We start from the raw sequence: 21,567 nt of genomic DNA, 5'->3' as shown, positions 1-21,567 counted from the left end.
ACGGGGCGGCGGGGGCACCGCACCGCCCTGCCCGTCGGGCGCGACGTCCGGACCCCGGGTCCGAAAGCCCGACGGCCGCAGCGCACCGTCCCGTCGTCCCCCACCCGTGGTCCACCGCTGTCGCGGACCGCCACGCACCGCCCACCACAGTTCGTTTACTCATGAACGGAGTAGGCCTTGATCGCCGAGGCTAACGCCGCCACACCGCCGTCCCGCACCGGAGAACCGGACCTGATCGCCCGTGCCCTCGCCGGCGACCGGGACGCCTTCGGGAAGCTCTACGCGCTGCACCATCCCGCGGTGCTCGCCTACGTACAGCGCCGTGTACGCAACCGGCAGGTCGCCGAGGACATCACGGGCGAGACCTTCCTCACCGCCTGGATGAAACGCGGCACCTTCACCTATCGCGGCGTCGGCTTCGTGGGGTGGCTGATCACGATCGCCCGCAACAAGGTCATCGACCACTGCAAGAGCGCCCAGCGCCGGGAGTTCGTCGTCGAGGACATGCTCGGCTTCGACGAGGATCTCACCATCAGCACCGAGGACGCCGTGCTGAGCGGCCTCGACGAGGAACTGCTGCGCCGGGCCCTCGGACAACTGCGGCCCACCCAGCGCGAGGTCCTCACCCGCCGCTTCCTCATGGAATTGTCGGTGCTGGAGACGGCGCGGCACATGGCGCGGACCGAGGGCGCGGTGAAGACCCTGCAGTTCCGGGCGCTGGCCAAGCTGCGGCACGAGTACCTGGGAGTGGCGGCGTGAGCGCGGCGCCCGGCGGCCGCACCGCGGTCGAGGCGGACCTGGCCGAGCAACTGGTCTCCTTCGCCCGGGAATTCGTGGCCGGCCTGGAGGCGCAGGGCCGACTCGTGGAGGCCGGCGGCGCGAGCGCCCTGGAGCACCTGCGGGCCCGGGTGGAAGCCCGGCGCGACGGCCCGGAGTCCTACCGGGACGCCGTCCGGACGATCGTGGAGGACTGCGGCTATCCCGGCGACGTCGCGCTGCGCATCGCCACCGCCCTGAACCGCCGGGGACTGCTCCCGGCCGGCACCGAACCCGAACCCCGGCACGACCGCGTCCCCGCGCTCGCGCCCCTCGTGCCGGGCTCCCGGGGCGCCATCGTCCTGCGCCTGGCCGAGCGCGGCGCGGGACGGTCGGCGGACGGCCCCGGGGACGCCCCCGCGGAGGAGGACGGCCGCGAGCACGCGGGCGTGCCGCTCCCCGGGGACGAGCCGCTCGCCGGGGGCCGCGGCGCCGACGGGCCGGCGGACGACGGGGCCTCGGGAGAAGAGGGCGGCACCGGAGCGGGAAGCGCCGCCGGCGCCGGAGGCCCGGCCCCGGGAGCGGACGGCGCCGAGGTCGGACGGGAGCCCGCCGGCGGGGGAGAGGCGGCCCGCCCGGACCCCGAGGGCGGCGCGGAGCACGCGGGTCCGGAGCACGAGGTCCCCGACCAGGAGGGGCGAGGACCGGAGCCCGCGGGCCGGAACGCCCCCGGTGCCGTAACGGAGCGGCCGGGCCCGGAGCCCTCGGAGACGGCCGCGGAGCGGCGGGCGGCCCGCGACGGCGGATCGGCCCGCGGCCTTCCGTCCGCGCCGCAACCCGGGCAGGGGTGCACGCTCGGGGTCGCCTCGGCACGCGAGAACGCGCACGGACGCAGCATCGGCGCCGCCCTCGGCGGCGGCGCGGTGCGCCCGCCGGGCCCCGGTGCCGTCCCGGCGGGCGAACCCGTGCCGGAGCGGGTGGTGGGCCAGATCCCACGGGTGCGCCCGGCCACCGTTCGGTCCCGCACGGCCGGGTGGGACACCGCGTCCGCCCGCGCGGTCTCCCTCGCCGCGACCCTCCAGGCCGATCACCTCGCACGCCTTGAGGTCATGCGGATCACCGCGGACGGGGAGCGGGTCACCGTGGCCGTCAAGCCCACCTGCCTGGCCGACTGGGAGTACTGGCTCGACGCGATCGGCGCGGAGCGCAACGTCCGCACCCGGACGGCGGGGCGGGCCCAGGTGGCCGCCGGAAACCTGGACGGTGTCGCGGTCCACCTGACCGCGCACGGGGTCCCGCGACTCCTCCAGGAGGCGAGCGACGCGGCCGCCGAACCCTTCTACCTCTGGGGCCGCATCTACGACCTGGGCATGGGGCAGACCGACCGGTCCGACCGGGTCTGGCAGTGTCTCGGACGGTGCGAGGACGAGCGTGGTATGCCGCTGCTGGTCCTGCGCGGCACCTCGGGGCCGCCCTATCCGCTGGCCGCGATCGTCATGGCCCACGGTCCGCTCACCGCCACCCCGCTGCCCGGCGGCGACGCCCGCGCCGACGCCGAGGGCGGCGACGGGCGGGCGGACGGCCGGACGGGGCCGTAGCCGCCCCCTCGGCGGGCGGGACGCGACCGGACGCCGGAGGGCGGACTACGCCTCGCATGGCCGGAACTCATCGGTCCTGATGCGTCCTCCGCACCAGAGGATGCACCGCCAAGCGTCCACGACATCCCCTGAACGGCGTACAGCAGGTGGCCCAGAACCTCTCCGCGAGCGTGCTCCGCGTGGCCGGTTCCGGGCGCTCGCGGGGGAGCGGAGCAGCCGACCGCGAGGAGGCATCGGCCCTGATCCGCCCGGGGACGCCAGGCCGGCCCGCGAGCGGGCGGCCGCCCGCCGTACCGACGGGGCGCGGGCCTGCCGGGACACGCCGGCCCCGCGGCACGCGGGGGGCGTACTTCTCAGGTATCCGCGGGAGTGCTTGGATGCTGAGCCCGGCCGGGCCGTCGGCCGATCCGGTGCTCGCCACTCGTTCGGGTGGCGGGACGGCTCCTTTCCATGCTCCGCAAAGCTGAAGGGGCCGTCGGCCGGGCCCGGTGCGTGCGCCGGGCCCGGCCGTACGTCCGAGGAGCGCGCGACGCGAGCGGTTCGCGGGCGCCGCGCTGTCGAGCGCCCCCCGCGCGCCCTGTGGAGCCGCCGAGCGGGACGCTAGCGTCCACGGCATGCGGAGCATGGCCGCCGTGCCGCTCGACGGAGCGGCACGGCGGAAGCCGTCCGCGCGGCGCCCGCCGGGCGAGGGGGAGGCGCCGCGAAGCGCCCGTTCCGGCGACCGGCGACCGCCTCGGCGTGAGGAGGGGCTCAGCCCTCGCGTGCCACGGACCCGGCGTCCTGGTCTCCCGCCACCGGGCCCTCGTAGGGGAGTAGTTCCGCGTGCTTCGCCGGCCGGCCGTCCCCCGAGGAGCGGCCCGTCAGGCGGCGCCCGATCCAGGGCATGAGGTGCTCCCGGGCGAAACGGGCGTCCGCGGTGCGCCGCGCGATCCAGCCGGGCAGGGCCGTCGCGCCCATCGGGGTGCGCCAGTCCGGGTCCTCGGCCTCGTAGCCGAGCGTCTGCCACACGGCCTCGGCGACCCTGCGGTGCCCCTCGGCGTTCAGGTGCAGCCGGTCCACGTCCCACATGCGCGGGTCGGCGAGCGAGGGCGCGCCGTACAGGTCGACCACCAGCGCGCCGTGCCGCTCCGCGAGGTCGTCCACGACGCCGAACAGCTCCTCCATGCGGGGGCGGAAGCGTTCGAGGACCGGGCCGTTGCGCCCCGGGCTGCGCATCAGGACGAGTTGCCCGCAGGCGGGCGCGAGGCGCTCGACGGCCTCCTCCAGGAGTCCGCGGACGCGTCCCATGTCCACCTTCGGGCGGAGCGTGTCGTTGAGGCCCCCGACGAGGGTGATCACGTCGGGGCGCATGGCGGCGGCGACGTCGACCTGCTCGGCGACGATCTGCCCGATGAGTTTGCCGCGCACGGCGAGGTTGGCGTAGCGGAAGCCGGGAGTCCGCGCCGCCATCCGGGCCGCGAGGAGGTCCGCCCAGCCTCGGTAGGACCCGTCGGGCAGCAGGTCGGACATGCCCTCGGTGAAGGAGTCGCCGACCGCGACGAGACTGGTGTAGGTGGCATTGGTCTGCATGGCGGGAAAGATGGTAACCCGAGGACATACCCGGCGGTCGGTCGGGTGCCGGGAAACGCCGGCCCGACTCGTGCCGCCGGCAGCCTGGCCGGAGCCGGAGCCGGAGCCGGAGCCGGAGCCGGAGCCGGAGCCGGAGCCGGAGCCGGAGCCGGGGTTGGGGTCCCGGGGCTGCCGCCGCCTGACCCGGCAGAGGGCGGTGGGAGGGGCGGCGTCCGGGCAGGCCCGAGGGCGGGGTTGCGGTTGCGGCGCTCGGACGCGGACGGCGCCCGCGGGCGGCGGCCCGGCGGCCCTCGTCGGCCGGCTCCGCCGGTGCCGTGACCGGAACGGTGCGCCGGACGGCTCGCGATGTCCGGTGCGGCGCATCACGGCGGAGCGTCGCCCGCGTACCGGATGTACGCGGGTGATGCTCCGCCGTGGCGCGGCGCCGTGCCGGGCGTCGCGAGCCGGTCAGCCCTTCCGGTCGGGGCGTTAGGCGCGCTGTCCGAACAGCTCCCTGAGGACGTCCTCCATGGTGACCAGACCCGCCAGCCGGCCGTCGCTGCCCATCACCGCCGCGAGATGCGTGCGGCTGCGGCGCATGGCGGTCAGGACGTCGTCCATCGGGGTGCTCTCGCGGACCCGGGCAATGGCCCGCATGTCCTCCACCCGGAAGGCCCGGTCGCGCGGAGTGGCGTCCAGAGCGTCCTTGACGTGCAGATAGCCGACGATCCGGCGGCCGTTGTCGACCACAGGGAACCGGGAGAAGCCCGAGGTCGCGGACAGCCCCTCCAGTTCCTCCGGGGTGACGCCCACCCGCGCGGAGACGACCCGCTCCACCGGGAGCACGACGTCGCGCACCGGCCTGCGGCCCAGTTCCAGCGCGTCGTGCAGCCGCTCCTGGGCCCGGTGGTCGATGAGCCCGGCGGCTCCGGAGTCCTGCACGAGACGGGCCAGCTCGTCGTCCGAGAACGTCGCCACGACCTCGTCCTTGGTCTCCACGCGCAACAGCTTCAGCAGCCCGTTCGCGAAGGCGTTGACCGCGAAGATCACCGGGCGCAGGGCACGGGAGAGGGCGACCAGGGGCGGTCCGAGGAGCAGCGCGCTCCGCACCGGCTCGGCGAGCGCCACGTTCTTCGGCACCATCTCGCCGAGCAGCATGTGCAGGTACGTCGCGAGGGTCAGCGCGATGACGAAGGAGACCGCGTGGCCCGCGCCGGTGGGCACGCCCACCGCATGGAACACCGGCTCCAGCAGGTGCGCGATCGCCGGCTCGGCCACGATGCCGAGCACCAGCGTGCACAGCGTGATGCCGAGCTGGGCGGTGGCCAGCAGCGCGGAGACGTGCTCCAGCCCCCACAGGACGCTGCGCGCGCGACGGTCGCCCTGCTCGGCGTGCGGCTCGATCTGGCTGCGGCGCACCGAGATGAGCGCGAACTCGGCGCCGACGAAGAAGGCGTTCACGACGAGCGTCGCGAGTCCGATCAGCAGCTGTACGGCGGTCATCGGGCGCTCTCCTCGGCGTCGTGCGGTGCGTGCAGCAGCACGCGGGCGGCGCGCCGCCCCGAGGAGTCGACCACGTCGAGACGCCAGCCGGCGGCCTCCACGGTGTCTCCCTCGGCGGGGATGCGGCCCAGCTCGGCGGCGACGAAACCGGCCAGCGTCTCGTACGGGCCGTCGGGCACCCGCAGGCCCACCCGGGCGAGCTGGTCGGTGCGGGCCGAGCCGTCGGCCGAGTAGAGCGGGCGGCCCGCCTCGTCGGTGCCGGCCGGTGCCAGGTCCGGGGTCTCGTGCGGGTCGTGCTCGTCCCGCACCTCGCCGACGACCTCCTCGACGATGTCCTCCAGTGTGGCGACGCCCGCCGTGCCGCCGTACTCGTCGATGACGACGGCCATCGTGCGCCTGCCGGCCAGCCGGTCCAGCAGGCGCTCCACGGTCAGCGACTCCGGCACGAGCAGCGCCTCCCGCATGATCCGGGAGACCGGCGTCTGCGTCCGGCTGTCGCCCGGCACCGTCAGGACGTCCTTGATGTGGGCGACGCCCACGACCTCGTCCAGGCTGCCCCGGTAGACGGGGAAGCGCGACAGCCCGGTCGCCCGGGTCGCGTTCGCCACGTCCTCGCAGGTCGCCTGCACGTCCAGCGCGATGACCTGCACGCGCGGTGTCATCACGTTCTCGGCGGTCAGGTCGGCGAGGTTCAGCGTGCGGACGAACAGCTCGGCCGTGTCCGCCTCCAGCGCGCCCTCCTTGGCGGAGTGCCGGGCCAGCGCCACCAGTTCCTGGGGGCCGCGCGCGGAGGCCAGCTCCTCGGCCGGTTCGAGGCCGAACCGGCGCACGACGTGGTTGGCGGTGTTGTTCAGATGGGCGATGAACGGCCGGAACGCCGCGCTGAACCAGCGCTGCGGGGTGGCCACCCGCTTGGCCACGGCCAGCGGCGAGGAGATCGCCCAGTTCTTCGGGACCAGCTCTCCCACGACCATCAGGAAGACGGTCGAGAGGGCGGTACCGATGACCAGGGCCACCGAACGCGACGCCGAGGCCGGGACCCCGACGGCCTCCAGAGGGCCCGCGATGAGCTTGGCGATCGACGACTCGGACAGCATGCCGACGACGAGGTTCGTCACGGTGATGCCGAGCTGGGCGCCGGAGAGCTGGAAGGTGAGGTTGCGGACGGCCTTGAGGGCGCCCGAGGCGCCCCGCTCGCCGCGGTCGACGGCGCGCTCCAGCTCGCTGCGCTCGACCGTGGTCAGCGAGAACTCCGCCGCCACGAACGCGCCGCAGGCCAGCGAGAGCAGGACGGCCACCAGCAACAGGAGGACTTCGGTCATCGGGTCACCTCCGTCCCATGATCGGCCAGGGTCGGGGGGATCGCGCGATGTCCGCGGCCACCGTGAGGAACACGGCACCGGGTACTGGGAGGCTCGCCCATGGGCGGACGCTCACACCTTTCGTAGGAGGACGGAGTGTCCTCCAAGAGTAAAGGAAGGGCAAAGCGTTCTCCTCGGTGGGCCCCCGGGCCCGGTCGGGGGCCGGGGAAGCGGGGCCGGGACCGCCCCGGTTCCCCGCACCGGTCCGGGTGACACGCCGCCGGGTCTGTTGCGCGGGTCCCGCCCGCGGTGCGGCGCCCTGCCCGCCCGCCGCACCGGCGAACGCCCCCCGTACACCGCGTTCACCCCGTAGGACGTTTCCGTCCCGAACGCCGGGAGCCGCAGGGCCGTCCGGGACCGGCCGGGCCAGTACACCCGGCCGGGGAGCGGCTTCACCCAGCGCCGCCAGTGCTCCTCCGGGACGTATCCGGCGGCCCGCCACGCGTGCTGCGCCCGCTCGTTCCGGGCCAGCACCATCGCGTCGCCGCGCCGGCCCCCGAGCCGTACGAAGCGCTCCTCCGCGGCGGCGAGCAGCGCCGTACCGACGCCGGATCGCCGGCGGTCCGGGTGCACGGCCAGGCGGTACAGGTGACACCGCCAGCCGTCGAAGCCGGCGATCACGGTGCCGGTCAGCTCCGTTCCGTGCTCCGCCAGCAGCAGCGACTCGGGATCGCGTGCCAGCAGGCGTTCCACGCCGTCGCGGTCGTCGCTGATGCTCGTGCCCTCGGCGGCCCGTTTCCAGAAGGCGAGCACGGCGTCCAGGTCGTCGGGCACGGCGGCCCGTATGCGCAGGTCCGTCATGCGCCGATCCCATCACACGGGCCGGTCGGGGGCGTCGCGTTCCGCCCTCCGGACGGCGGGCGCCGTCCGCCCCGCCGCGGCACCGGCGACGGGAGCGCATCCGGCGGCGGGGTCATTCGTGGGCGATGGCGGCCAGGACGTTCATCCGGGACGCGCGCAGCGCCGGCAGCAGCGCCGCCACGATCCCCACCAGAGCGGAGCCGACCACGACGGCGACGATCGTCGTCCAGGGGACGGCCAGTTCCGTCATCCCCTGGAGGGCCAGCACCCGCTGGACGCACACGCCCCAGACCAGGCCCAGGGCCAGGCCGAGGACCGCCCCGAACACGGCGATCACCACCGACTCCAGCCGGATCATCCGGCGCAGCTGGCGGCGGCCGAGCCCGATCGCCCGCAGCAGCCCGATTTCTCGGGTCCGCTCCACCACCGACAGGGCGAGGGTGTTGACGACCCCGAGCACCGCGATCACGATCGCGAGTCCGAGCAACGCGTACACGAGGTAGAGCAGCACGGCGATCTGGTCGTGCACCAGCTTCTTGTAGTCGGCCTGGTCGCGCACCTGCACCTGGGGGAACGGGGCGAGGGTCCGCTCCAGACGGGAGCGCAGTGCGTCCGGTGCGGTGCCCGGGCTCGCGTTCACGTACAGCGCCGAGTCCTGTCCGCCGGGCACGAACCGCTCCACCGTGCCGAACCCGATGACGAGCCCGCCCTCCATGCCGAAGCCGGCGCTGCCCGCCTGGTCGGTGAGGGCGCCCACCGTCAGCTCCGTCCGGCGGCCGGCCGGGAACTCGACGGGAACGGTGCTGCCGACCCGGACGCCGTGCTCCTTCGCGAACGCCGCGTCCATGGCCAGGCGCCCGTCCGCCAGAGCCGCGGCGCTGTCGCCCCGCGCGTACGTGATGTGGGCGACATCGTCGAGGCGCCGGTCGTAGGCCGCGGCGGACGTCGTGATCCGCCTGCCGTCGGGGAGTCCCACCGCGATCGGTGTGAAGCGCTGCCGCACGACGAGCCCCACGCCCGCGGTGCCGCGCACCTTGTCCGTCAACTCCTTCGAGAACGGGGTGAAGTTGTCGTTCTGCAGCACGAAATCGGAGCCGAGCGTCCTGTCGATCTGCCGGTCGAAGGACTTGCTCATGGAGGCGCTCGCCACGGACATCCCGCCGACCAGGGCGAGCCCCACCATCAGAGCGGCGGCCGTGGCGCCGGTGCGGCGCGGATTGCGCAGGGCGTTGCGCCGGCTCATCCGGCCGACCGATCCGAACAGCGCGGGGAAGGCGGCCGACAGGACCCGGATCACCGGTCGCACCAGCAGCGGGCCGGCGATCACCGTCGCGACGAGCGTCAGGACCACGCCGAGCCCGAGCAGCGAGGCGGCGGTCGAGGTGGTCGACGCGGCGGCGCAGCCGGCGAGTGCCGCGGCTCCGGCCGCGCCCACCACGCCGCCCACGACGGCGCGTGCCCGCAACGGGCGGCCGACTCCGGCGACTTCGGCGTCGGACAGAGCCGCCATCGGGGAGACGGCCGCCGCCCGCCGGGCCGGCAGATAGGCGGCGACGAACGTGACGCCCACGCCGACGGCGTACGCCGCGACGGGTGTCGTCCAGCCGACGACCATCTCCGTGGACTTGAGGTTCATGCCGAACGCGGTCATCAGTCTGATCAGACCGACCGCGAGCCCGATCCCCGCGGCGAGGCCGAGGGTCGACCCCACCAGGCCGAGGAGCAGCGCCTCGGTCAGCACCGATCGGCGCACCTGGCGGCGGTCGGCGCCCACCGCCCGCAGCAGGCCGAGTTCCCGGGTGCGTTGGGCGATCAGCATGGAGAAGGTGTTGACGATCAGGAACACCCCGACGAGCACGGAGATCCCGGCGAAGCCGAGCATCACGTACTTGATGACGTCCAGGAAGCCGCCGAGCTGCTCGGCGGACGACTCGGCCTGCTCGGCCGCGGTCTTCACGTCGTAGCGCGCGGCGCCGAGTTCGGCGACGACCCGCCGTTTGACGGTCGCGTCGGTGACGTTCCCGGCGGCGTCCACGGAGATCCCCGTGGCGCGATCCCGCGCCCCGAGGAGCGCGGTCTGCGCTGTGGGTGTGTCCAGGAAGACCAGCGCGGCGCCGGGGTTGGTGGTGGTGAAGGTGGCGATGCCGACGATCCGCACCCGGAAGGAGCCGGGCTGCGCCTGCACGGTCAGGGTGTCGCCGATGCCCAGGTGCTTCCTGCCGGCGGTGTCCGCGTCGAGCAGCGCCTCGCCGTCGCCTTCGGGCGCGTGCCCCGAGGTCAGCTTGAGCGGGCTGCGGTCGGTGACCTGCCAGGCGGTGACGATGGTGGGGGCGCCGGAGGTCGGGCCGACCGACCTGTTCGCGCTGTCGACGACCGGGGCGTTCTCCACCGAGACGTCGACACGGGCGGCGGCGACGCCGTCGAGCCGCGCGATCCGGTCCGCCAGCGCGGCGGGCACGGTCTGCGTCGCGCCGGTCGGGAGCTGGGAGGTCAGGTCGTTCTTCGGTTCCACGCTCACGTCGGCCGCCGTCGAGGCGAAGAGGCGGTCGAACGTGCGGGTCACCGTGTCCGAGAAGATGAGGCTGCCCGCGACGAAGGCCACGGACAGCACGATGGCCAGCGCCGACAGGAGCAGTCGCCCCTTGTGCGCGAGAAAGCTCCGCAGGGTCGCCTTGAGCACGGCCGCCTCAGTCCTTGTCGGGAGTCATGTCGCCGGAGCCGGTGGCGGTGGCGGAGGGCTGGACGGCGGCCGTCGCGGAGTGCCGGCCGTCACCGTCTTCGGGGGCCGCCCGGACCGGGTCGAAGCGCTTCATCCGCTCCAGCACGGCGTCGGCGGTGGGCCGTTCCATCGCGTCCACGATCCGCCCGTCCGCGAGGAACAGCACCCGGTCGGAGCGGGCCGCGGCGCCCGGATCGTGGGTGACCATCACGACGGTCTGCCCCAGTGCGTCGACGGCGTCCCGCAGGAAGCCGAGGACCTCCAGGCCGGCCCGGGAGTCCAGGTTGCCCGTCGGTTCGTCGGCGAAGATCAACTCGGGTCGGGAGGCGAGCGCCCGCGCGCAGGCGACCCGCTGCTGCTGCCCGCCGGAGAGCTGGGCAGGCCGGTGCTTCAGCCGGTCCCGCAGCCCCAGGGTGTCGATGACCTGGTCCAGCCATCGACGGTCGGGCTTCCGGCCCGCGATGTCCAGGGGCAGGGTGATGTTCTCGGCGGCGTTCAGCGTGGGGATCAGGTTGAAGGACTGGAACATGAAGCCGACGCGGTCCCGGCGCAGCCGGGTCAGCTCCCGGTCCTTCAGTCCGGTGATCTCCGTGTCGCCCAGCCACACCTGTCCCGCCGACACGGTGTCGAGCCCCGCCAGGCAGTGCATCAGCGTGGACTTCCCCGATCCCGAGGGCCCCATCACCGCGGTGAACCGGCCGCGCGCGATGTCCACGTCCACCGAGTCGAGGGCGAGCACCGCCGTCTCGCCCGCCCCGTACGCCTTCGTCAGGCCGCGGGCGCGGGCGGCGGGCCCGTCCCCCTCCGCGCGGCCGGCCGCCTGCTCCGCAGCAGCTGTGGACAAGGCCGCCACCTCCGTGTTCGACGTCCCGATTCCCTCGTCGCGGCCGAGCGTAGTGTGACCGAGGGCACAGCCGGTATCCCCCTGGGGTGCCGGACGTCCTCCATCCCAGGTCGCGTCCCGGAGACGGTTGTAAGGGGCACTCTCCACCGCCGCTCTCCACCCCGCCCTCCGCCCGCCGGGCCCGGGGACCCGAAGGCCGGGGGCGGCGCTCCGGCGCCCCCGGCCGACCGGAGGAGACCCTCTTGCCGGCGCTAGCTGTTTCGCGCTAGCTTCGAAGGATGGCCAAGACGCAGCTGAACGTCCGGGTGGACGAGGGCACGGCCCGGGCCGCCCGCGAGCGGGCGCTGGAACGGGGGATGAGCGTGAACCGCTACATCGAGGAACTGGTCCGGCAGGACACCGGGGAGGTCGGCCACACGTTCGTGGACGCCGCCGCCGACTTCATGAAGCAGTACGAGTCCGTGTTCGCCGAGGAGTTCGGCGCGGACCGCGAGGGCGCCCGCGAAGGACGTCGCTGATCCCTTGAGCCGTCTCAGCGTCGACCTCGCCTGGCTCCTCATGATCGCCGAACAGAAGACACCCGGAGATCCCCAGGTCACCGACTGGGGAGCGCTCGTGGCCGCCGTGAGCCGGCACGACGCGGAGATCTTCGGCATACCCGTCTACGACAGCCCGCACGCCCGCGCCGCCGCGCTCCTCCAGCTCCTGCTGCACGTGCCGGCGCTCGAACGGTCCAACGCGATGTTCGCCTCGGCCGTCGCCTACGCCTACCTGGTCGCCAGCGGCCTGAAGGTCGTCACCTCGCCCGAACAGGTCCGGGAACTGGCCCGGCTGGTCAAGAGCGGCGAAGCCACCGTCCACGACATCGCCCACGAGCTGCGCCGCTGGAGCCTGTGACCCGAGGCGCACCGTGCCCCAGGGCGCGGCCCGGTCCGCCCGCAGAACCGCGCCCGACGGCGGAGGGCGCCCGGCCGGGCGCGCACGAGGCCCGGCCCGCCGGGTCCGTCAGGCGCCGCCCACGGGGCCGATCGGCCGGAACGCGGTGCCGAGGACGCAGTACGACGTGGGCATCCGCGGGCCGGTCTCCGGCATCAGCAGACGCCGGTAGGGGCCCAGCTCGAAGCCCGCCCCGCGCAGCGCGCCGACCGGATCGCGGGCGAGGTGGCAGCCGCCGGCCAGCCGGGGCCACACCGTGCGGTCCAGGGCACGCTGCGCGGACCGCATCACCGCGCCGCCGCCGCTCCCGTGCTCGAAGAAGCGCACCGTGCCGCCCGGCCGCAGCACCCGCCGCACCTCCGCGAGCGCCCTCGGCACGTCCCGCACGCTGCACAGAACGAGCGACAGGACGGCCGCGTCGAACGCCTCGCTCTTGACCGGCAGGGCCTCCGCCACACCCGGCACGACGTCCGCCGGCACCGCGCAGCGCAGCGCCGCCTCCATCGCCAACCGCCGCAGCAGCGGCTCGGGTTCGACGGCGACCACCTCCGAGACGGCGGCCGGATAGCAGGCGAGGTTCAGCCCGTTGCCGGCGCCGACCTCGATCACCCGGCCGGAGAGCCCCGCGAGCAGCCGCTCACGCATCCGGGCCATGCCCATCCGGGTCTCGGCACGGACGCTGAGGCGGGCGTAGGAGCGGGCGAACACCGGATGGTGGACGGCGTCCGCCGCCACCTTGCCGGAGCCGGCCGGTCGTGACGACGGGAACGGCATGGCGGACCTCCCGGAAGGACGGGGCGTACCGGGATTGTCCCCCCGCCGGACCCACCGCACGCGCGGCGCCCCGAGCGAACCGGCGCCCGGGACCGCTCTACGCCGCACGCCGTGCGGCGTACCCCCGGCACCGCGCGAAAGCCCCGTCGCGCCGGACGCGGTACGGCTCCGCCGGCCTGCTGCCGAGCCGTACCGGACGGCGGGGCTCAGGCGCCGCCCGCCGCGGCGAACGCGTCGGCGTTCCAGCGCCCGCCGAGCCGCGGGTCCAGCCACCCCGGAGCGCCCGCGCGGAAGTCGGCGGGCGTCCTTGACCCGGCGCCCGCCGGGACCGCCCCCAGCAACGGCGCGCCGCACACGGCCGGCAGGTCCGCGAGGTTGCAGCGCATCGCCAGATCCGGCTCGGCGGGCCAGCTGCCGATGACGACGCCGGTCGACTCCAGCTCGCGACGGTGCAGTTCGCGTACCGTCAGCTCGGTGGCGTTGAGCGTGCCGAGCCCGGCCGCCGCGACGACCAGCACCGGCGCGTCGAGCAGCCGTGCCGCGTCCGCGAGCGTCCCGTCCTCGTCGTCGAAGCGGACGAGCAGCCCGCCCGCCCCCTCCACGAGCACGAGGTCGTGCTCGGTGGCCAGCTTGGCCGCCGCCTCGGCGACGGCGGACGGCGCCACCGGCGCGAGACCGGCCCGCCGGGCGGCGGTGGCGGGGGCCAGCGGCTCGGGATAGCGGCCGAGTTCGAGGGTCGTGACGGCTCCGGCGAGCCGCGCGGCCTCGTCGGCGTCCCCCCGCTCCCGCGGTCCCACCCCGGTCTGCGCGGGCTTGAGCACCGCCACCGACCGGCCGGCCGCGAGCGCCGTGGCGGCGACGGCCGCCGTGACGACCGTCTTGCCGACCTCCGTGCCCGTTCCCGTGATCACCAGTACCGGCATCTCAGCCCTCCCGTGCCGCCGCGCACACGGCGCGCGTGATCCGTTCGACGTCCCCGTCGTCCGTGACGTAGGGCGGCATCGTGTAGACGAGGTCGCGGAACGGGCGCAGCCACACGCCCTCGCGCACCGCAGCCGCCGTCGCCGCCTCCATGTCCACCTCGTGGTCGAGCTGGACCACCCCGATCGCGCCGAGCACGCGCACGTCCCGGACGCCGGGCAGGGCGGACGCCTGCGCGAGCCCGTCCCGCAGCCCGGTGCCGATCCGCTTCACCTCGGTCCGCCAGTCCTGCGCCAGCAGCAGGTCGACCGACGCGCACGCCACCGCCGCGGCCAGCGGATTGCCCATGAACGTCGGCCCGTGCGCGAGCACCGGGATCTCGCCGCGCGAGATGCCCTCGGCCACCCGCGCGGTGCACAGCGTCGCCGCCATCGTCAGATAGCCGCCGGTCAGCGCCTTCCCGACGCACATCACGTCCGGAGTCACGCCCGCGTGGTCCGCCGCGAACAGTTCGCCCGTGCGCCCGAAGCCGGTGGCGATCTCGTCGAAGACCAGCAGCACGTCGTGCGCGTCGCACGCCTCGCGCAGCACGCGCAGGTAGGCGGGGGAGTGGAAGCGCATTCCGCCCGCGCCCTGCACCACCGGTTCGACGATGACCGCCGCGAGTTCGTCCGCGTGCGCGCCGATCAGCGCGCGCAGCCGGTCGGCGTAGCCGGCGTCGTAGCCGGCGGGAGGCGCGTCGGCGAACACCTGGCGGTGCAGCACGCCCTGCCAGAGCTCGTGCATCCCGCCCTCCGGGTCGCACACCGACATGGGCTGCCAGGTGTCCCCGTGGTAGCCGCCCCGCCAGGTCAGCAGCCGCTGCTTGGCCGGGCGGCCCAGCGAACGCCAGTGCTGGAGGCACATCTTGACGGCGACCTCGACCGAGACCGATCCGGAGTCGGCGAGGAAGACGTGCTCCAGGCCGGCCGGCGAGATGTCGGCGAGCCGCTTCGCGAGCCGCACGGCGGGCTCGTGGGTCAGCCCGCCGAACATCACGTGGCTCATCCGGTCCAGCTGGCCGCGCGCCGCCTCGTTGAGGACCGGGTGGTTGTAGCCGTGGATCGCCGACCACCAGGAGGACATGCCGTCGACCAGTTCGCCCGCACCGCCGGCCAGCCGCAGCCGGACCCCGTCGGCCGACTCCACGACCAGCGGTTCCTGCCGGCCCGGCATCGGCCCGTAGGGATGCCAGACGTGCCGCCGGTCGAGGTCGAGCAGTTCACGTACGGACAGGTCAGGCATTGGGCGCGAGATCCGTTCCCGCGCCGCGCCGGCGGACGGCGACGAGGTCGGTCCGGCCGCCCGCCGGCGCGCTCCGCGGGACCTCGGGCTCCGCGCCGGCGGGGGCGGTGCCGCACACCCCGGCGCCCTCGGAAGAGCCGCAGCCGCCGTCTGCGGGGGAACCGCACCCGGCCGCCGTGTGCGATCCGCACCCTCCGGCGGTGGCCCGGTGCGCGGGCAGGGTCGTCTCGCCCGTGTCCTCCACCTCGAACCCGGCGTCGGCGATCATGTCGAGGTCCGCCTTGCCGGCCTGGCCCTCGCTGGTCAGGTAGTCGCCGAGGAAGATCGAGTTGGCGAGGTGGAGCGCGAGGGGCTGGAGGGTCCGCAGATGGACCTCCCGTCCTCCGGCGATCCGGACCTCGACGTCCGGGCAGACGAAGCGGACCATCGCCAGGATGCGCAGGCAGCGCTGCGGCGTCAGGTTCCACTCCTTGGCCAGCGGGGTGCCCTCGAACGGGATCAGGAAGTTCACCGGGACGGAGTCCGGGTCGAGGGCGCGCAGCGCGTAGACGACGTCGACCAGGTCCTCGTCCGACTCGCCCATGCCCGCGATCAGGCCCGAGCAGGCCGACAGTCCCGCCGCGTGCGCCTTGTTGACCGTGTCGACCCGGTCGGCGTAGGTGTGCGTGGTCGTGATGTCCCCGTACGTCCCCTCGGACGTGTTCAGGTTGTGGTTGTAGGCGTCCGCGCCCGCCGCGCGGAGCCGCTCCGCCTGGCCGTCGGAGAGCAGACCGAGGCAGGCGCACACCTCGACGCCCTCGTTCTGGTCCTTGATGGCCTTGATCGTGTCGGACACCCGGTCCACGTCCCGGTCCGTGGGCCCCCGGCCGCTGGCCACCAGGCACACCCGCTTGGCGCCCCCGGCGAGCCCGGCCGCCGCCGCACGCGACGCCTCGTCGGGCTTGAGCCAGCTGTACTTCAGGATCCCGGCCTGCGAACCGAGACGCTGCGAGCAGTACGAGCAGTCCTCCGGGCACAGGCCCGACTTCAGGTTGACGAGGTAGTTCAGTTTCACTCGCCGCCCGAACCAGTGCCGGCGCACGCGGCCGGCCGCGGCCACCACGTCCAGTACGTCGTCGTCGGACGTGGCCAGTACGGCCAGCGCTTCCTCGCGGGTCGGCAGCTCGCGCCGAAGCCCCTTGTCCACCAGCGTGTTCAGCAGGTCCATGAGGTCCGATCCTGGCCTATGCGACCGGTCCCGGCCAAGGAGAGATCGGACAACAGAGTGGGTTCGACGTGTGGGTATTGCCACATCCTGGGCGGCTGGTCCCCCCGCTAGGGTCTGTGCACTGCCTACAAAACACCCCGCGACGACGGCCCGGAGGACTCATGGCGTTCGGCTGGATCGACGAGCAGGCCGCGGCACGCCGGGCCGCGGGCCTCGTCCGGACGCTGCGCCCGCGCCCCGCGCGGTCGCCGCTGCTCGACCTGGCGAGCAACGACTACCTCGGGCTGGCCCGCCATCCGCGGGTCACGGCCGCCGCGGCGGAGGCGGCACGCACCTGGGGCGGCGGCGCGACGGGCTCCCGGCTCGTCACCGGCACCACCGAACTGCACACCGAGCTGGAACGGGAACTGGCCGACTTCTGCGGTTTCGAGTCCGCGCTCGTCTTCTCGTCCGGCTACGCGGCCAACCTCGCGGCCGTCACGGCCCTCGCCCCGCACGGCTCGCTCGTCGTCTCGGACGCGGGCAACCACGCCTCGCTCATCGACGGCTGCCGGCTCGCCCGGGGCACCACCCAGGTCGTCGGGCACGCGGACCCGGCCGGTGTGCGCAAGGCACTCGGTACCCACGAGGGGCCGGCCGTCGTCGTCTCCGACACGGTCTTCTCGGTGGACGGCGACGCCGCGCCGCTCGGTGAACTGGCCCTCGCCTGCCGGGAGTACGGGGCCGGGCTGGTCGTGGACGACGCACACGGGCTCGGCGTGCTCGGGGACGGCGGCCGCGGCGCGCCGCACGCGGCGGGACTCGCCGGGGCGCCGGACGTCGTCGCCACGGTCACCCTGTCCAAGTCGCTGGGCGGTCAGGGCGGGGCGGTCCTCGGCCCGGCGGCGGTCGTGGACCACCTCGTCAACGCGGCGCGCACGTTCATCTTCGACACCGGTCTCGCCCCGGCCGCGGCGGGCGCGGCGCTGGCCGCGCTGCGGCTGCTGCGCGAGGAGCCCCGGCGGGCGGCGCGGGCGCGCGAGGTGGCGCGGTCCCTGCACGCCCGGCTGACGGCCGAGGGCCTGTCGGCGGTCCGTCCGGACGCCGCCGTCGTCTCCGTGCGGGCACCGTCCCCCGAACGGGCCCTGCGGTGGGCGGCCGACTGCCGCGAGGCGGGCCTCGCCGTCGGCTGCTTCCGTCCCCCGTCGGTGCCCGACGGGGTGTCGAGGCTGCGGCTGACGGCCCGCGCCGACCTCACCGACGAGCAGATCGGGCGGGCGGTGGACGTCATCAGCCGCAGCCGGTGATCCGGTCCCGGATCAGGCCAGACCGCTGACGAACCCCTCCCAGGCGGCAGGGGCGAACAGCAGGGCGGGCCCTGCCGGGTTCTTCGAGTCGCGTACCGCCACCGTCCCGGACCACGGTCCGGAGCCGGGGCGAGCCGTCTCGACGCAGTTGTTCATTCCCGTGCTGCGGCTGCTGCGCAGCCAGCGCACGTCGCGCAGTGCAGTGCTGGAGGGTACGTACCGAGGCGATGCAGACATGGGGGGTGCCTCCTTACGCGCCGTCACCTATCCCGGCGATGTAGTCCAACGAGTCCTCGGGCGAAAGGGCGTGGAACCGAAGGGTGTCGAAGGCCTCCGTGTAGGCCTGGAGGTCTTCTTTCCGTTCGAGATAGAGGCTACTCGTCAAGTGGTCGAGAACAACCACATCCAGATCAGTAGTGTTCGGAAAGGAGAAGATAACGAAAGGCCCGGTGATCCCGATGTGCGCCCCGGCCGCGAACGGCAGTACCTGAAGCCGGACTTGGGGCAGGGTCGCGGCCTCCCGGAGCCGCCGGAGCTGACGGGACATCACCTCCGGCCCGCCCACCTCCCGCCGCAGCACCGCCTCGTCGAGCACCGCGCACAGCTCCAGCGGAGGATCGGCCCGCAGCACGTCCTGCCGGGCCAGCCGCACCTCGACCAGGGCGTCGAGCCTGCTCTCCTCCAGCCCCTCCACGGCGGCCCGCGTCACCGCGCGCGCGTACTCGGGCGTCTGGAGCAGGCCCGGAACGACGGAGGTCTCCAGGGTCCGCATCCCGCTCGCCCCCGATTCCAGGCTGATGAAGTCGCGGTACGCGGGCGGCAGCACCCCGCGGTAGGCGTGCCACCAGTGGTGCCGCCCGTTGCCCTCGGAGCCCGCCAGCACGACCAGGAGATCGCGCAGTTCGGGGTCCGCGACACCGTAGGCGTCCAGCAGACGCTCCACGTCGGCCGGTTTCACCCCGCTGGTGCCGGTCTCGATGCGGCTCACCTTCGACTGGTGCCAGCCGAGCAGCCCCGCCGCCTGGCCGCTCGTGAGACCCGTGCCGGCGCGCAGCGCACGCAGTTCGGCACCCAGTTTGCGGCGGCGTACCGCGGGACCGTGCTGCATGCCCGTTCTCCCTACTCCTCTCAAGTCGCCCGAATACGCTCTGCCGACGCAGAGTTCACCGCATCGAGCGACAGATATATGCATTACTCGGTGGATCGCACCCGCGACCGGCCCGGTAGTGGCAGTCTTGCGCAAGCACCAGTCCGGGACCGTACTCGAACCATCCGCTCCGTGTCGGACTCCGGTCCCGTGGGAAAGGGACGACGTCGCCATGGCAGATCACCAGGAAGCAGCCGTCACTCTGCCGAGCGAGGCCGTCTCGGTCTCGGTGGCCCGTAGGTTCGTGGCGGACGTGCTGGCCGAGTGGGGTCTGCCGGACGGCGCGGAGGTCGCCGAGACCGTCCGCCTGGTGGTGTCCGAACTGGCGACCAACGCGGTGCAGCACACCCTCGGCCAGTCCCCCACCTTCACGGTCGACGTGTGCCTCGAACGGGAGGAACGCCTGCGGATCGGGGTCACCGACAGTCATCCGCGCTTTCCCCGGCGGCTGCCCGCGGCGGTCCAGCAGGACAACGGCCGCGGGATGGTCATCATCCGCTGGCTCGCCAAGGAGTGCGGCGGCAGGCTCAGCGTCCGCGCCACCCGGGAGGGCGGCAAGACGGTCTCCATCGAGCTGCCCTGGACGGCGGCGGTCCAGCCGGTCGCCGCGGGAGGGGCCCCGCCCGAGGGGTAGCCCGCCCGGCTCCGCCGTGCCGCCCGCCCGTCCGGAGGGGCGCGGCCGGCTTCGCCGTCCCGGCACCGGGCCGCGCGCACCGCGGGGCGGGGCGCCCCGGGGCCGGCGCACCGGACGCGCGGCGGTTCGGCCCCCGGGAAGCGGGCCGCCGGGCGCCGCGAGGGCGGTCGGACCCGGTGCCGTTCGCCGGCGGCGGTCCGAGCCGCCGCCGGCGGACCGGTCAGCCGACCCGGCCGTACCAGACGCTCCGCGTCCAGATCTTCTGCAGCCTCACCACGTCCCCCGTCTTCGGCGAGTGCCAGATCCTCCCCTTCCCGGCGTAGATGCCGACGTGGTAGACGCTCCGGCCCGAGTGGAAGAAGACCAGGTCCCCGGCCTTGCGGTGCGAGGCGGAGACGTGGTGGGACGTGTTGTACTGCGCCGCGGCCGTACGCGGCAGCTTCTTGCCCGCCTTCTTGTACGAGTAGAGGGTCAGCCCGGAGCAGTCGAAGCGGTGCGGCCCGGTGGCGCCGTACTTGTACGGGGCGCCGTGCTTGGAGGCCGCCACCCGGAGCGCCTTCGTCGCGGTGGTGGCCGCCTGCGCCTCCGCCGCCCCACCGGGGAGCACGAGGCCGCCGCCCACGGCGGCGAGGGTGAGGGCCGAGGCCGTACCGGCCCTGGTCCACAGCGACGGGACACGATTGAGCGCAGTCATGCGCAACCCTTCGTCAGCCGCCTGTGAAGGATGACCTGTCGGATTCGGGCTGGCGAAGTTGCCCGGCCGCTGGCGCGGCTTCACCCCAAGGACCGCCCGGAGGGCTGCTCCGGCGGACCGTCGTGCTGGGTCCTCCACTCCTGCCGATCCACTTCTGTCGACCGGTCATCCGGGCGGCGGCAGGACTCGGCGTCCGCCCGGACCGCCCCGCCGCCGTGGCGGGGGCTTGTCGTCGGAAGGGATCTTCACCCATGAACGTCGGAAAATCCGAGCGGAACCGGTGTTTTGTGGGCTTACTCACCACTCACCCGTTCGGGTGGACGCCTCTGTGTTCGAAGGGGTGTTGGGGCCGCGGACGACGCCCGCACCTGCGCCGGAGCCTCCCGATCCGCGCCGGGGCCCTTCCCGTCGCGCAAGTCGGGGGGCCCGGGAAAGTGCCGATTTCTACGCCATCAGGGGGTACACCATCTGGTGCGTTTGAGTCGCGGGCCGGGGTGCCTGCGGCGTCCGCGCGCGGTGCCTCAACTGCCGGGCTCGGGAGGCGTCGTGACCCGCGCGGTCCGCCGCTCGCCGTCCAGCGCGCGCAGGGCCCTGGCCAGGGTGGAGGCGTGCACCTCGCTCTCGCCCCGCTGGTGCATCAGCGCGAGCGCGTCCCGCAGCGCGGTCGCCCTCCCGACCAGCGCCTGGGCCGCACGCAGCCCCCGGTAGGTGTCCCCGGGGCGCGCCGGGTTGATCCGGCCGACCAGGTCGACGACGTCCAGGTAGCGGTCGATCAGCTCGGCTTCCGCACGGGTCAGGGCCGGCAGCGGAGGCGGGTCGGGGATCACCGGCCGCCCGCCCGGTGCGGCGCGCGGTGCCCGTGACCGCGGTGCCGCGGGCCGACTCCCCGGCGCGGGGCGGCGGTCGGTGTGCCGGCCCGGGGGTCCGGCTCCGGCGCCCGGTGGCGCGCGGCGGTGCAGGGGGCGCTCGGCGTGTCGATCCGGAGGGGCGGTTCCGGTCCCGGCCGTCCCGGGGTGGAGGGGCCGGCGGGTACGGGCGGGACGGGGCGGGCGGACGGGCGCTGCATGGGCACGCCTCCTCGCGGTCGATGACTCGACGTCTGTCAAAAAGGTACAGGCCGTACGCCGTTCGCCGAGAGGCCCCGGTCGTGACCGGACTCCCGCTCCCGGCGCCGGGGACGCCCGGGGCGCGCCGTCCGCCGCGGTCCGCGATCCGTGATCCCGGGGAGGGCGGCCGTGCCGGGCCGGCTCCCCGCGTCCGGCCGGCGGGCCGCGCCGGTGCGGACCCGGACCCGGTGCCCGGGCGGGAGGGTGCGCGCGCGACGCCCCGGCACCGTCCGTGCCGTATACGGTCCGGGCGCGCGCCCCCGGTGCCGCGCCCCGCGACCGGTGGGCGGGGCGGCCGTGACGGGCGGGCCGGGTGTCGGGTCCCCCTCGGAGGTGATGCGGCCCGGGTCCGCGCTCCGCGCCGGGTATGCGACCGGTCGGCTGCCGGTCATGGGGTGATCAATGGCTGGTTAACGTAGTTGAAACTCCGCCCCACTAATCTGCCGAT

19 protein-coding genes, 1 pseudogene and 1 riboswitch are annotated in these 21,567 nt (G+C 74.6%); of the genes and pseudogenes, 6 read left to right on the top strand and 14 right to left on the bottom strand.

The features are described from left to right. Window positions 1–177 precede the first annotated feature (177 nt). Both ACGFS9_RS05240 and ACGFS9_RS05235 read left to right on the top strand, forming a co-directional pair. The gene (locus ACGFS9_RS05240; protein WP_393250961.1) at window positions 178–759 is read left to right on the top strand and encodes an RNA polymerase sigma factor; all 582 of its coding nucleotides are present in this window, start codon (window positions 178–180) and stop codon (window positions 757–759) included. Then, complete coding sequence (locus ACGFS9_RS05235; protein ID WP_393250960.1) at window positions 756–2,354, top strand: BN159_2729 family protein; 1,599 nt, start codon at window positions 756–758, stop codon at window positions 2,352–2,354. The genes ACGFS9_RS05240 and ACGFS9_RS05235 overlap by 4 nt, the downstream gene beginning before the upstream one ends. Before the next feature lie 750 nt (window positions 2,355–3,104). Here ACGFS9_RS05235 and ACGFS9_RS05230 read toward each other — a convergent pair. The 6 genes and pseudogenes from ACGFS9_RS05230 to ACGFS9_RS05205 all read right to left on the bottom strand — a co-directional run bounded on the left by ACGFS9_RS05230 (window position 3,105) and on the right by ACGFS9_RS05205 (window position 11,130). Further along, window positions 3,105–3,923 carry an SGNH/GDSL hydrolase family protein gene (locus ACGFS9_RS05230; RefSeq protein WP_393250959.1) on the bottom strand — a complete coding sequence of 273 codons (819 nt, stop codon included), beginning with the start codon at window positions 3,921–3,923 and terminating at the stop codon, window positions 3,105–3,107. A gap of 468 nt (window positions 3,924–4,391) precedes the next feature. After that, window positions 4,392–5,405: a hemolysin family protein gene (locus ACGFS9_RS05225; RefSeq protein ID WP_393250958.1), complete on the bottom strand. Its 1,014-nt coding sequence runs from the start codon at window positions 5,403–5,405 to the stop codon at window positions 4,392–4,394. Further along, window positions 5,402–6,727: a hemolysin family protein gene (locus tag ACGFS9_RS05220; protein WP_393250957.1), complete on the bottom strand. Its 1,326-nt coding sequence runs from the start codon at window positions 6,725–6,727 to the stop codon at window positions 5,402–5,404. The genes ACGFS9_RS05225 and ACGFS9_RS05220 overlap by 4 nt, the downstream gene beginning before the upstream one ends. A gap of 417 nt (window positions 6,728–7,144) precedes the next feature. Then, a pseudogene (locus ACGFS9_RS05215) lies at window positions 7,145–7,567 on the bottom strand (GNAT family N-acetyltransferase); the annotation flags it as partial. A gap of 112 nt (window positions 7,568–7,679) precedes the next feature. Beyond that, window positions 7,680–10,247, bottom strand: a complete 2,568-nt coding sequence (locus ACGFS9_RS05210; RefSeq protein ID WP_393250956.1) for an ABC transporter permease — start codon at window positions 10,245–10,247, stop codon at window positions 7,680–7,682. Window positions 10,248–10,254: 7 nt separating this feature from the next. Continuing rightward, the gene (locus ACGFS9_RS05205; protein ID WP_393250955.1) at window positions 10,255–11,130 is read right to left on the bottom strand and encodes an ABC transporter ATP-binding protein; all 876 of its coding nucleotides are present in this window, start codon (window positions 11,128–11,130) and stop codon (window positions 10,255–10,257) included. Window positions 11,131–11,408: 278 nt separating this feature from the next. On the opposite strand from ACGFS9_RS05205, the gene ACGFS9_RS05200 reads away from it, so the two are divergent. After that, a complete protein-coding gene (locus tag ACGFS9_RS05200) occupies window positions 11,409–11,648 on the top strand; it encodes a toxin-antitoxin system HicB family antitoxin (RefSeq protein ID WP_393250954.1) in 240 nt (79 codons plus the stop codon). A 40-nt stretch (window positions 11,649–11,688) separates the two neighbouring features. Then, window positions 11,689–12,027: a fic family toxin-antitoxin system, toxin component gene (locus ACGFS9_RS05195; RefSeq protein ID WP_393251271.1), complete on the top strand. Its 339-nt coding sequence runs from the start codon at window positions 11,689–11,691 to the stop codon at window positions 12,025–12,027. A 108-nt stretch (window positions 12,028–12,135) separates the two neighbouring features. Here the strand turns inward: ACGFS9_RS05195 and ACGFS9_RS05190 are convergent, their stop codons facing one another. The 4 genes from ACGFS9_RS05190 to bioB form a co-directional block, all read right to left on the bottom strand. Then, entirely contained in the window at window positions 12,136–12,840 is a 705-nt protein-coding gene (locus ACGFS9_RS05190; RefSeq protein ID WP_393250953.1) for a class I SAM-dependent methyltransferase, read from the bottom strand. Between the two features lie 206 nt (window positions 12,841–13,046). Beyond that, on the bottom strand, window positions 13,047–13,763 hold the full coding sequence (bioD, locus tag ACGFS9_RS05185) for a dethiobiotin synthase (protein WP_393250952.1): 717 nt from the start codon (window positions 13,761–13,763) through the stop codon (window positions 13,047–13,049). Between the two features lies 1 nt (window position 13,764). Then, a complete protein-coding gene (locus ACGFS9_RS05180) occupies window positions 13,765–15,045 on the bottom strand; it encodes an adenosylmethionine--8-amino-7-oxononanoate transaminase (RefSeq protein WP_393250951.1) in 1,281 nt (426 codons plus the stop codon). Further along, window positions 15,038–16,252, bottom strand: coding sequence for a biotin synthase BioB (bioB, locus tag ACGFS9_RS05175; protein ID WP_393250950.1), 1,215 nt, complete (start codon window positions 16,250–16,252; stop codon window positions 15,038–15,040). Before bioB ends, ACGFS9_RS05180 begins: the two co-directional genes overlap by 8 nt. Before the next feature lie 161 nt (window positions 16,253–16,413). Between bioB and ACGFS9_RS05170 the strand changes: the two genes are divergently transcribed. Further along, a complete protein-coding gene (locus ACGFS9_RS05170) occupies window positions 16,414–17,538 on the top strand; it encodes an 8-amino-7-oxononanoate synthase (protein WP_393250949.1) in 1,125 nt (374 codons plus the stop codon). A 12-nt stretch (window positions 17,539–17,550) separates the two neighbouring features. Here ACGFS9_RS05170 and ACGFS9_RS05165 read toward each other — a convergent pair whose 3' ends face one another. Together ACGFS9_RS05165 and ACGFS9_RS05160 are read right to left on the bottom strand one after the other, a co-directional pair. Beyond that, a complete protein-coding gene (locus ACGFS9_RS05165) occupies window positions 17,551–17,775 on the bottom strand; it encodes a DUF397 domain-containing protein (protein ID WP_393250948.1) in 225 nt (74 codons plus the stop codon). Between the two features lie 13 nt (window positions 17,776–17,788). Continuing rightward, entirely contained in the window at window positions 17,789–18,646 is an 858-nt protein-coding gene (locus ACGFS9_RS05160; RefSeq protein ID WP_393250947.1) for a helix-turn-helix domain-containing protein, read from the bottom strand. Window positions 18,647–18,857: 211 nt separating this feature from the next. Here ACGFS9_RS05160 and ACGFS9_RS05155 point away from each other — a divergent pair, with 211 nt between their 5' ends. Beyond that, entirely contained in the window at window positions 18,858–19,319 is a 462-nt protein-coding gene (locus tag ACGFS9_RS05155; protein WP_393250946.1) for an ATP-binding protein, read from the top strand. A 220-nt stretch (window positions 19,320–19,539) separates the two neighbouring features. Here the strand turns inward: ACGFS9_RS05155 and ACGFS9_RS05150 are convergent, their stop codons facing one another. Next, on the bottom strand, window positions 19,540–20,013 hold the full coding sequence (locus ACGFS9_RS05150; RefSeq protein WP_393250945.1) for a C40 family peptidase: 474 nt from the start codon (window positions 20,011–20,013) through the stop codon (window positions 19,540–19,542). 3 nt (window positions 20,014–20,016) lie between these two features. Then, window positions 20,017–20,215, bottom strand: a riboswitch (cyclic di-AMP (ydaO/yuaA leader). A 319-nt stretch (window positions 20,216–20,534) separates the two neighbouring features. Beyond that, window positions 20,535–20,840, bottom strand: a complete 306-nt coding sequence (locus tag ACGFS9_RS05145; protein ID WP_393250944.1) for a hypothetical protein — start codon at window positions 20,838–20,840, stop codon at window positions 20,535–20,537. Window positions 20,841–21,567 lie beyond the last annotated feature (727 nt).

This window comes from Streptomyces sp. NPDC048566, assembly GCF_043199735.1.
Lineage (GTDB): Bacteria > Actinomycetota > Actinomycetes > Streptomycetales > Streptomycetaceae > Streptomyces.
This window is presented reverse-complemented; position numbering and strand designations above follow the sequence as displayed.